Annotated in this window: 15 protein-coding genes; 8 read left to right on the plus strand and 7 right to left on the minus strand. The window is 66.6% G+C overall.

What is annotated here, in order from left to right; genetic code table 11:
• The first annotated feature begins 4 nt into the window (after nucleotides 1–4).
• The 7 genes from BZF59_RS04170 (at nucleotide 5) to BZF59_RS04200 (ending at nucleotide 4,918) form a co-directional block, all read left to right on the plus strand.
• Complete coding sequence (locus BZF59_RS04170) at nucleotides 5–607, plus strand: hypothetical protein (RefSeq protein ID WP_143738088.1); 603 nt, start codon at nucleotides 5–7, stop codon at nucleotides 605–607.
• A gap of 20 nt (nucleotides 608–627) precedes the next feature.
• Nucleotides 628–1,287, plus strand: a complete 660-nt coding sequence (locus BZF59_RS04175) for a CoA transferase subunit B (RefSeq protein ID WP_086606983.1) — start codon at nucleotides 628–630, stop codon at nucleotides 1,285–1,287.
• Nucleotides 1,284–2,171: an alpha/beta hydrolase gene (locus BZF59_RS04180; protein ID WP_086606984.1), complete on the plus strand. Its 888-nt coding sequence runs from the start codon at nucleotides 1,284–1,286 to the stop codon at nucleotides 2,169–2,171. Before BZF59_RS04175 ends, BZF59_RS04180 begins: the two co-directional genes overlap by 4 nt.
• Before the next feature lie 3 nt (nucleotides 2,172–2,174).
• Nucleotides 2,175–3,335 carry a CaiB/BaiF CoA transferase family protein gene (locus tag BZF59_RS04185; RefSeq protein WP_086606985.1) on the plus strand — a complete coding sequence of 387 codons (1,161 nt, stop codon included), beginning with the start codon at nucleotides 2,175–2,177 and terminating at the stop codon, nucleotides 3,333–3,335.
• A gap of 58 nt (nucleotides 3,336–3,393) precedes the next feature.
• On the plus strand, nucleotides 3,394–3,945 hold the full coding sequence (locus BZF59_RS04190; RefSeq protein WP_245806010.1) for a GbsR/MarR family transcriptional regulator: 552 nt from the start codon (nucleotides 3,394–3,396) through the stop codon (nucleotides 3,943–3,945).
• Nucleotides 3,946–4,029: 84 nt separating this feature from the next.
• Nucleotides 4,030–4,428: a hypothetical protein gene (locus BZF59_RS04195; RefSeq protein WP_086606986.1), complete on the plus strand. Its 399-nt coding sequence runs from the start codon at nucleotides 4,030–4,032 to the stop codon at nucleotides 4,426–4,428.
• A 52-nt stretch (nucleotides 4,429–4,480) separates the two neighbouring features.
• Complete coding sequence (locus BZF59_RS04200; RefSeq protein ID WP_086606987.1) at nucleotides 4,481–4,918, plus strand: hypothetical protein; 438 nt, start codon at nucleotides 4,481–4,483, stop codon at nucleotides 4,916–4,918.
• On the opposite strand, the gene BZF59_RS04205 is transcribed toward BZF59_RS04200, so the two are convergent.
• The 7 genes from BZF59_RS04205 to hisS form a co-directional block, all read right to left on the minus strand.
• Nucleotides 4,913–6,106, minus strand: coding sequence for a DUF418 domain-containing protein (locus tag BZF59_RS04205; protein WP_086607084.1), 1,194 nt, complete (start codon nucleotides 6,104–6,106; stop codon nucleotides 4,913–4,915). The genes BZF59_RS04200 and BZF59_RS04205 overlap by 6 nt on opposite strands.
• 21 nt (nucleotides 6,107–6,127) lie before the next feature.
• Nucleotides 6,128–7,339 carry a methionine adenosyltransferase gene (gene metK / locus BZF59_RS04210; RefSeq protein ID WP_086606988.1) on the minus strand — a complete coding sequence of 404 codons (1,212 nt, stop codon included), beginning with the start codon at nucleotides 7,337–7,339 and terminating at the stop codon, nucleotides 6,128–6,130.
• 95 nt (nucleotides 7,340–7,434) lie between these two features.
• Nucleotides 7,435–9,063: an apolipoprotein N-acyltransferase gene (gene lnt, locus BZF59_RS04215; RefSeq protein ID WP_086606989.1), complete on the minus strand. Its 1,629-nt coding sequence runs from the start codon at nucleotides 9,061–9,063 to the stop codon at nucleotides 7,435–7,437.
• A 5-nt stretch (nucleotides 9,064–9,068) separates the two neighbouring features.
• Nucleotides 9,069–9,800 carry a DUF4167 domain-containing protein gene (locus tag BZF59_RS04220; RefSeq protein ID WP_086606990.1) on the minus strand — a complete coding sequence of 244 codons (732 nt, stop codon included), beginning with the start codon at nucleotides 9,798–9,800 and terminating at the stop codon, nucleotides 9,069–9,071.
• A gap of 252 nt (nucleotides 9,801–10,052) precedes the next feature.
• Complete coding sequence (gene prmC / locus BZF59_RS04225) at nucleotides 10,053–10,874, minus strand: peptide chain release factor N(5)-glutamine methyltransferase (protein WP_086606991.1); 822 nt, start codon at nucleotides 10,872–10,874, stop codon at nucleotides 10,053–10,055.
• A gap of 91 nt (nucleotides 10,875–10,965) precedes the next feature.
• Entirely contained in the window at nucleotides 10,966–12,033 is a 1,068-nt protein-coding gene (prfA, locus tag BZF59_RS04230; RefSeq protein WP_086606992.1) for a peptide chain release factor 1, read from the minus strand.
• 86 nt (nucleotides 12,034–12,119) lie between these two features.
• Nucleotides 12,120–13,376: a histidine--tRNA ligase gene (hisS, locus tag BZF59_RS04235; RefSeq protein WP_245806011.1), complete on the minus strand. Its 1,257-nt coding sequence runs from the start codon at nucleotides 13,374–13,376 to the stop codon at nucleotides 12,120–12,122.
• A 103-nt stretch (nucleotides 13,377–13,479) separates the two neighbouring features.
• Here hisS and ppa point away from each other — a divergent pair, with 103 nt between their 5' ends.
• A complete protein-coding gene (gene ppa / locus BZF59_RS04240; protein WP_086606993.1) occupies nucleotides 13,480–14,013 on the plus strand; it encodes an inorganic diphosphatase in 534 nt (177 codons plus the stop codon).
• Nucleotides 14,014–14,154 lie beyond the last annotated feature (141 nt).

Genomic DNA, 14,154 nt, shown 5'->3' on the forward strand with positions numbered 1-14,154 from the left:
GCCGGTGAGAGTGCTTCTGCGTGCGTTGGCGCTGCTGGCCCTGACGCTGGCCGCGCCGCTGGCGGCGGAGGATACGCCGCTGCCACATTCCCCCTGGCTCGCGTTCAGGTTCGAGCAGGGCGGGAAGCAGGTGCCTCTGGTCAACACCGATCTGTTGCGCAGCGAGGTGACACTGAAGCGCGCGCCCTTCACCATCCTGCTGCCTGTGCGCGGGGATGACGATGCCTATCTGCTGACGGCTTGGACCGACGACAGCATCTTCGCCGCCGCCGATCCGACCGCCCGCGCCAAGCCCACGCCGCCGGCAGACCCGCCGATCTATTTCGGCCGCTATACCGCGATGGCTGACACCGCAGCCGGGTCCGGCACGCTGATGCTGCGCGATGATGGACATCATTACCTAAGCGGGATCAGGCTGGGGCCGGACCGCTGTCGTCACAGCCTCACGTTCTCCACGCTGGGGGGCAAGGACGCCGCAGGCCAATGGCAGGAAGTGCCGATGCGGGCTGTGAAAGGCCCGCTCTACCTCGTCGCGTGGTTCGACGCGGACGGTGATGGGGTGATGCGCCACGGCGAATACGAATTTCTCGTCCTCAATTTCCGTTAGCATTCAGGAGTTTCCCCCGCATGGCCGAAGCCGCAACCCTCACCGGCTGGACCCGCGACCAGATGGCCGCCCGCGCTGCGCGCGAATTGAAGGATGGCTATTACGTCAACCTCGGCATCGGCATCCCGACGCTGGTCGCCAACCACATCCCCGAAGGGATGCTGGTGACGCTTCAGAGCGAGAACGGGATGCTTGGCATCGGGCCCTTTCCCTTTGAGGACGAGGTCGATCCCGATCTCATCAACGCAGGGAAACAGACCATCTCGGAGCTGCCGCACAGCGCTTATTTCGACTCCGCCACCAGCTTTGCGATGATCCGCGGCGGGCATATCGACCTCACCGTGCTGGGTGCGATGGAGGTGGCCGAGAACGGCGACATCGCCAACTGGATGATCCCGGGCAAGATGATCAAGGGCATGGGCGGGGCGATGGATCTGGTCGCCGGGGTCAAGCAGATCATCGTGGTGATGGACCACACCGCCAAGGACGGCTCGCCCAAGTTCATTCCCCAATGCACCTTGCCGCTGACCGGCGCGGGCGTGGTCGACATGATCATCACCAACCTCGCGGTGTTCCAGCGTGCAGGCAAGGGTGAGCCCTTCCGCCTGATCGAGATGGCGCCGGGCGTCACCGAGGCCGATATCGCCGCGACCACCACTGCGCATTACCTCGCTGCATGAAGCGGGGGCTTGTTATCGGCGGGCTCGGCCTGCTGGCGGCGATCGGCGGCGTGCTGGCCTTCACTTCGCCGCCGCGGCTGCTGTCGTGGTATGACCGCGTCGCGGGCGGCACCGAGGGTGCGCGGCTGGTGGCCGAGGGCGTGGCCTTCGGCAGCCACGGGCAGAGCCTCGACATCTGGGCGCCCGAGGACGCTGCCGCAGCAGGCCCGCTTCCGGTGGTGATCTTCTGGTATGGCGGCGGCTGGGCCAAGGGCGACCGCGCCTCCTATGCCTTTGCCGGGCGGGCGCTGGCCCGCGAGGGGTTTCTGGTGGTGATCCCGGACTATCGCAAGGTGCCCGAAGTGCGCTTCCCTGCCTTCCTCGACGACGGGGCCGAAGCGGCCGCGTGGGTGGAAGACAACATCGCCCAGCACGGCGGCGATCCGGGGCGTGTGGCGGTGATGGGGCATTCGGCGGGGGGCTATCAGGCGGTGATGCTGGCGCTGGATGCCAAGCGGCTGGCGGCGGCGGGAGTCGCGCCGGGCTTCATCAAGGCAGGTGTCGGCCTGTCCGGCCCCTACGACTTCTACCCCTTCACCTCGGAACGCGCGATCGACGCGATGAGCCAGTGGCCGCATCCCGAAGAGACCCAGCCGATCACCTTCGCCCGCGCCGACGCCCCGCCGCTGCTGCTGGTGACCTCGGACGGGGACGAGACGGTGCGGGTCAAGAACGCCCGCAATCTTGCCGCGCGCTTGCGCGAACAGGGCGCGCTGGCGGACATGATCAATTACGGCCCGCTCACCCATGAAGAGGTGGTGATGGCGCTGTCGGTGCCGTTCCGCGACAAGGGCCCGGTGCTGGCGGACAGCGTGCGGTTCCTACACCGGCAGCTCGGCAAATAGGCCATGTGGCTCGATAAGCCTCGCAACCCCAACGCGCCGCTCGCGGGCCTGAAGGTGGTGGAGCTGGCGCGGGTGCTGGCGGGGCCGTTCTGCGGGCAGATCCTCGCGGATCTCGGCGCGGACGTGATCAAGGTCGAAAGCCCTGAGGGCGACGGCACCCGGCTGTGGGGGCCGCCTTGGGTCGAGCGGGTGGACGCAGCTGGCAAGACCCACCGCGAGGCGGCCTATTACCACGCCTGCAACCGCGGCAAACGCTCGATCATCGCCGACTTCGCCGACACGGACGACCTCGCGCGGGTGCGGGGCCTGTGCGCCGGGGCCGACGTGGTGATCGAGAACTTCAAGACCGGCAGCCTCGCCAAGTTCGGCCTCGACTACGCGAGCCTTGCCGCCGCCAATCCCGGCCTCGTCTATTGCTCGATCACGGGCTTCGGCCAGACCGGGCCGCGGGCGCATGAGGCGGGATACGATTTCGTCGCGCAGGGGATGAGCGGGCTGATGTCGCTCACCGGCGAGCCCGAGGGGCATCCGGTCAAAATGGGCATCTCGATCAGCGATCTCGCGACCGGCGTGTGGGCCGCGAACGGCGTGCAGGCGGCGCTGCTGATGCGGGCGCGCACCGGCAGGGGCCAGCAGGTCGACATGAGCCTGATGGATTGCAGCGTCGGATTGCTTGCCAATCAGGCGACCTACCTCTTCACCACCGGCCAAAACCCGCCGCGGATGGGCAATGCCCATGCGCAGGTCGCGCCCTACGGAGTGTTCGCGGTGAGCGACGGCCATGTGATCCTCGCGCCCGCCAATGACGGGCTGTTTCACAAGCTGATGGCGGTGCTGGGTCTCGACGCTCTGGCAAGCGAACCGCGCTTTGCCACCAATGGCGACCGCACCGCCAACGCCGCCGCGCTCGATGGCGAGATTGCGGCGGCTTGCGCGGGGTGGAGCAAGCAGGGCCTGCTCGATGCCTGCCATGCAGCGGGTGTTCCTGCAGGCCCGATCAACCGGCTGGACGAGGTCTTCGCCGACCCCCAAGTGGTCGCGCGCGGGATGCGGGTGGAGCTGGGCGGGATGGCGGGGGTGCGCAGTCCCTTCGTTTTCTCGGAAGGGCAGCTGGCGCTCGACCGGCCCTCGCCGATCCACGGGGAAGACACGCCCGAAGCTTAGCGCTTGCGATCGTCTCCAATTTCTGTATTTTCAGAAATAGAGAAAGACGAGGCGAGTCGTGGCCGATCTGATGGACATTCCCGAGGCGCGCGCCTTCATCCTCCACTGGGGGGAAATGGGTACCGCATGGGGCGTCAACCGCTCGGTCGCGCAGGTCCATGCGCTGCTCTATCTCAGCGACTGGCCCTTGCACGCCGAGGAAATCTGCGAAGTGCTGGGCCTTGCGCGCTCCAACGTTTCAACCGGGCTCAAGGAGCTGCAGGGCTACGGCATCGTCCGCCGCGTCCATATCGAGGGCGACCGGCGCGACCATTTCGTCGCCGAGACCGACCTGTGGGAGGTGCTGATGCGTCTCGCCGAGGAGCGCAAGAAGCGCGAGTTCGACCCCACCATCCGCCTGCTCGGAGAACTGTCCGACAGCGTCAAGGCGCGCGGCGAGGTGCCCGTGCACGTGCGTGAGCGGATCGGGCGGATGCACGAATTCATCGGCACGCTGACCGGCTGGTACGCCGACGTGCGCCACCTGCCCAAGCCCACATTGGTGCGGCTGATGAAGCTCGGCCGCGGCATCGCCCGCTTCCTGCCGGGCGGCGGTAGCGACCGACACTGATCTGACATTGGAGCGAAGGAGAACCCCTTGGAGCACACCTGCACGACGTGACTTCGGTAATTTCAGAAATAACAGGAGAAGAAGATGTACGATATCTATGCCTATGTCGCTTACCTGATCGTCAGCATCGGCCTCACCATCTGGGTGGCGCAGACCCTGTCGAAGAACGGCCTCGTGTTTCTGGTGGAATGCTTCGGGCATGACCGGACGCTGGCGGAATCGACCAATCACCTGCTGGTGGTGGGCTTCTACCTCGTCAATCTCGGCTGGATCCTGCTGACCCTGCGCTTCGGCACCTCGCCCGAGACCGCGGCGGACATGATCCGCTTCCTGTCGACCAAGATCGGCATCGTCGTGGTCGCGCTCGGCTTCATGCACTTCTTCAACATGAACGCGATTGCCAAGTTCGGCCGCAAGGTCGGCGCCTGGTTCCGCGAGGAGCAATGGGCCGCCGCCGCACGGCCCGAGGCGGGCGAGGTCTGATCGCCGAGCGGGGCGGCCGCAACGCCGCCCCGCCTCACCACAGGAGGCTGCGATGAAAGAAGCCTTGATCGCTTTTGCCCGCGCTGTCGGGTGGGGCACACTGGCTGGGGGTTTGCCTTGGACTCTGCTGCTCTTTGTGCCGATGGCGTGGGATATGATCGATTACGCTAGTATCGGCGAAATTGTCGTGCTGGCCGTTACGCCACTAACGCTGTCGGGCGTTATGGTGCTGGTTTCGGCGGTCATGTTCGGACTTCCGCTGACGACATTCTTGTCCGTGCAAAAACGCGAGACTTGGAGTGCATACGCCTGTGCAGGCCTTGTGCTCGGCGCCATTGTGCCAGTCGTTCTCATCGCCCTGACAGACGGTCCCGATGATCTCGAGATCCTGTTTTTCGTTCTTCCGGGTGCCTTCGCAGGCCTCGTCACCGGAACCAGCTGGGGCCGCTGGCGGGAGGCGCAGCGTGTGGCGCGCAGTGACGGTCTATGACAGCAGCCGCGCCCCCGCGCGCCACAGCCGCTCGAAGGGCCCTTGCCCCACCTTCGCCACCCACCACCGCGACCACGCCAGCATCGCCGCCACCGGCACTGCGCCGATCGCGAAGGCCTGCCAGCGGCTCACCTCGCCGAACAGGCCGAGGCCCCAGTGGGCGAAAACGCTCGCGAGGATCACGCTCGTCAGCAAATAGTTAGTAAGCGACAGCCGCCCCGCCGCCGCGAGCCTTGCGGTCAGGCCGGTGTCGCGGGTCAGGAAGGCCATCGCCAGCGCGGCATAGGCGAGCGCCAGCGCCATGTCGAAAGGCGCGGACAGCACCAGCGCCACCGGGCCGACCAGCGGTGCGGCAAAGCCCTCGCTCACCAGCCATCCCGCCATCAGCAGCAGCCCCGGCAGCGCCACCAGCGCGGCGAGGCCCGCGACCCGTTGCAGCCGGAAAGTGCGCCACGCGCCCTTCAGCATTCCGCCGCGCCACAGCCCCATGCCCAGCGCCATTGCCGAGAGGTTCAGCGGCAGCGCCGCCACCAGCGCGGTCATCTGTCCCGGGATGCCCAGGCTGCGGCGCACCACGCGCTCGGCCAGCCCCTCGCGCCCCTGTTCCAGCAGCATCAGGATCGTGGGCGGATCGTGCCCGAACTGGCGCTGCGCCCACAGCATTCCGTCAGTGCCCGCATGGCCGGCAAGATACATCGCCATCGGCCCGCCGAGCACCACTAGGCCGAGCATCAGGTGGACGCCCAGCAATCCGATGGCGACGCTCACCAGCCCGCGCGCCGAGAGTCCCGCCAGCAGCGGCAGCGCGCATCCGGCCAGCGCATAGGCGCGCAGCACGTCATTGCTGGCCAGCAGGATCGCATGGGCAAGGCCGATAACGAACAGCACCGCCATGCGCGCATAATGCGCCCGCCACGGTGCCGCGCCTGCACGCTCGATCAAAATCAGGCACCCCGCGCCGAACAGCATCGCGAAGAGCGTGCGGAACTTGTCCTCGATGAAGACGAAGCTTGCCAGCCACACCCAGTAATCGGGCGGGCTCACCCCGCCATAGGCGAGCGGGTTGTAATAGGCAGGGGCCGGCAGCGCGAAGGCGAGCACGTTCATGCCCACGATCCCGGCAACCGCCACGCCCCGCAGCGCGTCGAGCGCGAGGATGCGTTCCGAAGCGGGTGAGGGTGCCGTCACAGGCAGCACCCTAACCGAAAATCAGGCCAGCGCAGCCTTCAGATCGTCGACTAGGTCGAGCCGCTCCCACGGGAACAGGTCGCCCTCTGCCGCGCGGCCGAAGTGGCCATAGGCGGCGGTCGGCTGGTAGATCGGCTTATTGAGGCCGAGATGCGTGCGGATCGAACGCGGGGTCAGCCCGCCCAGCTTGGCGATGCCGAGGATCGCTTTTTCGATGGCGTCGTCGCCGACGGTGCCGGTCTCGTGCGTGTCTACATAGAGGCTGAGCGGCTTCGAAACGCCGATCGCATAGGCGATCTGGATGGTGCAGCGCGTGGCGAGGCCCGCGGCGACCACGTTCTTGGCAAGGTAGCGAGTGATGTAGGCCGCCGAGCGGTCAACCTTGGTCGGGTCCTTGCCGCTGAACGCGCCGCCGCCGTGCGGGGCCGCGCCGCCATAGGTGTCGACGATGATCTTGCGGCCCGTGAGCCCTGCGTCGCCATCAGGCCCGCCGATTTCGAAGCTGCCGGTGGGGTTGATGAAATATTCGGTCTCGCACAGCAGGTTCGCCGGGATCACGTCGGCGATGACGCCCTTGACGTAGGCTTCGAGCTCGGCCTGCTTGGCCGGGTCGTTCTCGTCGTAACCGGGCTTGTGCTGGGTCGAGACGACGATCGCAGTGGCTGCCACCGGGGTCGAGCCTTCGTAGCGCAGGGTCACCTGGCTCTTGGCGTCGGGCTCGAGGAAGGGCGCCGCGCCCGAGTGGCGATCGGCGGCCATGCGCTCGAGGATCTTGTGGCTGTAATAGAGCGTGGCGGGCATGAGGCCGGGGGTCTCGTCGGTGGCGTAACCGAACATGATGCCCTGGTCGCCCGCGCCTTCGTCCTTGTTCTCCTTGGCGTCCACACCCTGCGCGATGTGGGCGGACTGGCCGTGGAGGTTGTTTTCGAAACGGAAGGTTTCCCAGTGGAAGCCGTCCTGCTCATAGCCGATGCGCTTCACCGTGTTGCGCACGGTCGCTTCGATCTCTTCCTGCGCGCCCTCGGCCCATTCGCCGTTCTCGAACACGCCCTTGCAGCGGATTTCGCCGGCCAGCACCACCAGCTGGGTGGTGGTCAGGGTTTCGCAGGCGATGCGCGCTTCGGGGTCCTTCGACAGGAACAGATCGACGATCGCGTCCGAAATCTGGTCCGAGACCTTGTCGGGATGGCCTTCGGAAACGCTTTCGGAGGTGAAGAGATAATCGTGGCGCATGGATTTCCCCGGAGGTGTGAAGTGCGATTCGATGCCGAGAGCGCAACCTTATAGAGATATAAGGAAACCTTTATGTCTGGCAGTTCGCCACCGCCCTAGCCGCGCGCGCGGATGAGCGCAAGCACTCTCGGCAGACCCAGACCGAGCGCAAAGAACAGCCCGGCCCAGGCCAGCGTCAGGGTATGACCCCAGCGGGCGAACAGGGTCGGCGGCTTGGCTTCGGGCACGAAGCCTTCGAGCGCCTCGGCCTTGCCCCTCCCGATATGGCCGCGTACCACGCCATCGGCGTCGATCACTGCGCTGATCCCGGTGGTGGTGGAGCGTAGCACCGGCAGCCCTTCCTCGATCGCGCGCATCCGCGATTGCCCGACGAATTGCGGCGAGCCCCAGCGGCCGAACCAGCCGTCGTTCGAGGGGTTGAAGATGAAGTCGGGCCGGTTCGCGGGATCGGTCACTTCGCCCGAAAACACGATCTCGTAACAGATCTGCACCCCGACCTTGCCATGCACCCCCAGATCGAGCGTGCGCGGGCCGGGGCCGGGCAGGTAGTCGATATTCCCCGCCACCAGCCGCGACAGGCCGAGCGGCTCCAGCAGCGGGCGCAGCGGCAGGTATTCGCCATAGGGCACCAGATGCGCCTTGTCGTAGCCGCCGATAATCGCGCCTTCGCCATTCAGCGCCATCACCGAATTGCGCGCGCTCACAGCGCCGGGGCGGCCCTTGTTGGGGCCATCCGGCAGCGTGCCGATGTTGAGATTGACCACCCCGGTCAGCAGCGTCGATTGCGGCCCGATCACCTTGCCGATCCGCGCGCGCGCCAACGCGGGATCGCCGCCCGCCGTCATCTGGAAGTAGTAACGCTCGGGATAGCCGTCCTCGAGATAGTCCGGCACCGCGCTTTCGGGCCACAGCACCAGCCGCGACTGGTCGCGGCCCGGCGCGGTGAGGCGGGCGATGCGGGCGAACTGCTCCTCGAACTTGGCGCCGTCGTTGATTTCGGCCTGCGGGATATAAGGCTGGACGAGGGTGTAGCGGAGATTGGAAACCTTGTTGCCGGGGAAAGGCACGTGCATCAGCGCCACAAGGATCAAGCATGCAGGCAAAACCTTGAGCCAGCCTCGTTCCACGATTGCTCTGACCAGCCCCGAGGCCACGATGATCGTGAAGCCTGAGAAGGCGTATGTCCCCATCCACGGGAGTATTGGCGCTGCGCCGGGCGTATCCCATCCGCCCAGCAGCGTCAGCCCGACAGGCGGCCACGGATAGCCGGTGAACACCCAGCCGCGCAGCCATTCAGTGACGATCCATGCGCCCGCCAGCACCAGTCCGAAGGCCCAGGCGGGGCGCTTCTTCGCCAGCAGATGCGCGGCGAGCGCGGCGAGTGCGGGATACCATGCGAGGTAGATGCACAGCAGCGGCACCGCCGCCCAGCCGAGCACCTCGGGCATCTTGGCCTGATGGGTGAAGGCGGTCGCGATCCAGTTGTTGGCGAGCGTCAGATGCGCCCAGCCGAACAGCCAGCCCCGCCACAGCGCCTGCTTCCAGCTATCGGCGGAATGGATCAGCCACACGAACCCCGCCAGCGCGGCGAGGCCCAGCGGCCACAGATGCAGCGGCGGATAGGCGCAGGCCCCGACGAGGCCCAGCACGATGGCGGCCAGCGCCGGACGACGCTGCGCCAGCGCAGGCACTGCGGCCGCCGCTGCCGCCAGCCGCTCCTTCATGGTACTTATTCGACGGTTTCGAGCGCGCCGCTGTCGCCGCCCGCATCGTCACCCCGGATCGAGGGCGGCAGGATCGCGCTGTCGATACCGCCCTGATTGGCATCATCGGCGCTCTTGCGCGGCTTGCGGGTGCGCGCGGGCTTCTCGCTGCGCTCGGCCCGCGCCGGACGCTCTGCACGATCGGCGCGCTTTTCGCTCCGCTCACCGTCACCGCGATTTTCGCGCGGCTTGCGCTGCTGCGGGCGACGTTGACCGCGCTGGCGGCCCTCGCCCTGATCCTCGCCGCGATCTTCGGCAAGGAAGCTTTCGCCTTCCTGTCCGGGCTCGCCTTCGGTCACTTCGGAACGCGGCGTCGCATCGGCCTGTTCGTAGGGCGAGCGCGTCGGCGTGTCGCTGCGGCGGCCGAAATCGAAATCGTCCTCGAAATCCTCGGCCTGCTCGCGCTCGTCATTGCGGCGGTTGCCGTTGTTGCTGTTGCCGCCGCCGCGCTGCTCGTCCTGCCGTGCCTTGTTGTCGGCGATCACGCGGAAATAGTGATCGGCAAACTGGAGGTAGTACTCCATCTGCACGCGGTCACCATTGTGCTGGGCGTCCTGCGCGAGCTTCTTGTACTTGTCGAGCATCTGCGGGGCGTTGCCGCGTGCGCGGCTGTCGATCCGGTTCAGCTGGGCGCCATTGCCGCCCTGATTGCGGTTGCCGCGTCCACGACGACGGTTATTCCGGTTATTGTTATTCAAGGAAGTTGTTCCTTATCAGCGACCTGCGGTGAAATCTTTAACTGCACGCGCGGTCAACAGACCCCTTGCCCATGCGCCATGTCAGGCCATGCCCGAACCATGTCGCGCGCTCCGCTCTGTCGCAGCCGGGGGCTTGCCCTGACGGCCGTATCAGCTGAGTTTAGGAGCTTGGTCCAGCGACTTGCGCCCTTCGCATTTCGTCTGGCCAGCTATGGACGTAGCGATGCAATCGCGGTTTGCCAAGCTTTTCTGTCACCCGAGCACCAGCGCACGCGGCCTTTGCGCAAGATCGCGGCGCAATGTGACCGAAAAGCCCGCCGCTTCGGCCAGCGCCGTCACGGTTGCGGCCTGACTCGCCCCGATCTCGAGGATTGCGAGCGCTTGCGCGTTCATCAGTGCGCGCAATTGCGGGATGAGGACGCGGTAATCGTCGAGCCCCTCGGGCCCGGCGAACAGCGCGCTGGCGGGCTCGTAATCGCGCACCTGCGCGTCGAGCGCGGCATCGGCTTCGACATAGGGCGGATTGCACAGGACGAGGTCGAAGGTGCCCAGATCGTCGGCCCAGCCGGCGGTATGCCAGTCGCGGTGGAGCCATTCGCTGCGCGCGGCGAGGCCCAGCGCGGCGGCATTGCCCGAAGCGACCGCCAGCGCTTCTTGCGAGGCGTCGATCCCCACCCCGCGCCAACCGGGTCGCTCGGCCAGCAGCGCGAGCAGCAGCGCGCCCGAGCCGGTGCCGAGGTCGATCGCCCGGCCTGCCTCCCCTGCGTGCTCCAACGCGGCAACCACCAGCGTCTCGCTATCGCCGCGCGGGATGAGGGTGGCGGGGGTGACCTTGAGGGTGAGGCCGTAGAACTCGGCTGCGCCGGTGATGTAGGCGACCGGTTCCTGCGCAGCGCGGCGTTCGACCAGCGCGGCGAAGCCCTCGGGCGCGGGATCGCGCATCGCTTTCAGCAGCATGTCCGAGCGGGTGAGGCCGAGCGCCTGGGCCATCAGCACCTCGGCATCGAGCCGCGCGGTGTCACTCGTTGCAGCAAGGCGTTCGGCAGCGGCGCGGATGGCTTCGCCGACGATCATTCCACCCTCCGTTCGCCTCGCACGTAGGCGAGAGGCAATAGCGCAGGTGTCTCGACTTCGCTCGACACGAACGGAGTTTGAGGGCCGTTCCTCACTCCGCCAGCGCCGCCAGCCGCTTGCCCTCGTCCTCGGCGATCAGCGCGTCGACCAGCTCGGCAAGGCCCGGCCCGGCGAGCACTTCTTCCAGCTTGTGCAGCGTCAGCCCGATGCGGTGATCGGTCACGCGGCCTTGCGGGAAGTTGTAGGTGCGGATGCGCTCCGAGCGGTCGCCGCTGCCGACCATCGCCTTCCTGGCCTCGGCCTCGGCGCCCTGGGTGGCCTCGCGCTGGGCATCGTAGAGCCGCGTGCGCAGCACTTGCATCGCCTTTTCCTTGTTCTTGTGCTGGCTGCGCCCATCCTGACAGGTGACCACGGTGCCGGTCGGCAGGTGGGTGATGCGCACCGCCGAATCGGTGGTGTTGACGTGCTGGCCCCCGGCTCCAGAGGCGCGGTAAACGTCGATCTTGAGGTCCTTGTCCTCGATCTGCACGTCCACCTCGTCGGGCTCGGCGAGCACCGCGACGGTCGCGGCCGAGGTGTGGATGCGCCCGCCGCTTTCGGTCACGGGCACGCGCTGGACGCGGTGGACGCCGCTTTCGAACTTCAGCTTCGCAAACACGCCGGTGCCGGTGACGTTGGCGATCACTTCCTTGTAGCCGCCGATGTCCGAGGCGTTGATGCTGACCGGCTCGACCTTCCAGCCCTGCTCGGCGGCATAGCGTTCGTACATGCGGTAGAGATCGGCGGCGAACAGCGCGGCCTCGTCACCCCCGGTGCCAGCGCGGATTTCGAGCATTGCGGGCTTGGCGTCCGCGCTGTCGCGCGGCAGCAGCGCGATGGCCAAGCGGCGTTCGAGATCGGGGAGGGTGGCCTTGATCTGGGCGAGCTCGTCCTCGGCCATCGCCTTCATCTCGGGGTCGGCGAGCATGTCTTGCAGGCCGTCCATCTCCTCACGCGCGGATTTCACCTCGGCGGCGATCTTCGCCACCGGTTCGAGTTCCGCATAATCGCGAGAGGCGCGGACAAAGGCCTCGCCCTCGAGCGTGCCGGACGCCATGCGCGCTTCAAGCTCCGCAAAGCGGTGCGCGATCTGGTCAAGGCGTTCGGGGGGGATTTTCACGATTTTTTCTTCTATCCTCAGTCCGCACTTGATGCGGGCCTTGGCTAATTAATGGCAGGCCCCGGAAAAGGAAGCCTGGCCCCGGGTCAAGCCCGGGGTGACGAAAGGGGCTGAATGCGAGACTTCAGAACGGCGGACAGCGCTTGACTGAGTTCGCCAGAAAAAGTGTCGTAACCGTTCGCACCAACCCGCAGAATCGCGCGCGGCTGCTGTTTCACAGCCTTGTCATAGCGCTTCTTGGGCGAACCGGTCGCCATGATTTCAGCGACGATCCCGGCATTGCGAAGGTCTGCGAGCAAAGAGAATGCGGCGCCGAGGCCCGCGTCATCTTCGACAAGCACCATCGCCTCGAGCGGTTCGGCCTCCCGCGTCCCAACCAGCATCGCCAGCCGCTCGATCCCCGCAGCCCAACCCACCGCAGGCGTTGGCGCGCCGCCCAGCGACTCCATCAGCCCATCGTAGCGCCCGCCGCCAAGCACGGTGCTCTGCGACCCCAACGCGGCGGCCGAAGCACTCCCCTCGTCGGGGATGAATTCGAAGGCCGTGTGGCGGTAGTAGTCGAGGCCCCGGACGAGGCTTTCGGCCCGCACCCACTTCGCGCCTGCCGCGTCCAGCCCACACGTCACCGCCGCGAAGAAGGCGCTCGCCTCCTCCGACAGAAAGGCGTCGATCTTGGGCGCATCGGCGAGGAACGGCTTGTCCCTCGGATCCTTCGAATCGAGGATCCGCAGCGGGTTCTTCTCCAGCCGCTCCTGCGATTCTTCCGAAAGCTGATCCTTCACCGCGCGGAAATATTCGATCAGGGCCGCACGCCACGCCTCGCGGCTCGCGCCGTCGCCCAGTGTATTAAGGTGCAGGGTGACATCGTGGATGCCAAGCTCGCGCAAAAGCTGATCCGCCATCGCCAGCAGTTCCACATCCGCCTGCGGCTCGGCCGCGCCGATCACCTCGGCGTCGATCTGGTGGAACTGGCGGTAGCGGCCCTTCTGCGGGCGCTCGTAGCGGAACAGCGGGCCGTGGGTCGCGACCTTCAGCGGCGCATATTGCTGCCAGCCATTGGTCAGGAAGGCACGCGCGATCCCGGCGGTGAATTCGGGGCGCAGGGTCAGGCTCTCGCCGCCGCGGTCGTCGAAGGAATACATCTCCTTCGACACCACATCGGTGGTCTCGCCGAGCGAGCGCGCGAACACCTCGGTCTTCTCGAACACCGGCATTTCCACCCGGCGGAAGCGGTAGAGGCGGCGCACGCGCTCGAAGGTTTCGACCACGAAGGCGAAAGCCTCGGCATCGGCGCCGAAAATGTCCTGGGTGCCGCGGATGGCCTGAGGGGTTTTCTTGCTCATAGCGGTGCGCGATTAGGCCCACACAGCCCCTTTCGCAATCCTGCGACACGCTTTAAGGCGCGCGGCACCTCCTCTTGCAACGCACAGAACAAAGAGACCAACCATGCGCATCGACAAGATCCCCACCGGGGTGAACCCGCCCGACGATCTCAACGTCATCATCGAAGTGCCCACCGGGGGCGAGCCGGTGAAGTATGAATTCGACAAGGAAAGCGGCGCGCTGTTCGTCGACCGCATCCTGCACACGCCGATGCGCTATCCGGCGAACTACGGCTTCGTGCCGCACACGCTGTCGCCCGACGGCGACCCGCTAGATGCGCTGGTGATTGCGCGTTCGCCTTTCATCCCCGGCTGCGTGGTGCGCTGCCGCCCGATCGGCGTGCTCAACCTCGAAGACGAGCATGGCGGGGACGAAAAGCTGATCTGCGTGCCGGTGGACACCACCTTCCCCTATTACTCGGACGTGGCCGAGACAAAGGATCTGCCCTCGATCATCTTCCAGCAGATCGAGCACTTCTTCACCCACTACAAGGATCTGGAAGCCGAAAAGTGGGTGCGCGTGGGCAAGTGGGGCGACGCCGCCGAAGCGCGCCAGATCACCATCGAGGCGATCGAGCGGTATAAAAAGGGTTCCTGATTGCGTGCCCGCGGTTGCGGGCACATCCTCGGCGAGTTTCAGGCCCTTGCGGGCCTGATCGCCTGCGGGGCGGCCGCGTGGCCTTGCGGTCGCTGGCGCGACCGAAACACCGCCACGCTATGAGGGTTGCGCCTTGTTCGG

This window comes from Erythrobacter donghaensis, assembly GCF_002155425.1.
GTDB classification, from domain to species: Bacteria; Pseudomonadota; Alphaproteobacteria; order Sphingomonadales; family Sphingomonadaceae; genus Erythrobacter; species Erythrobacter donghaensis.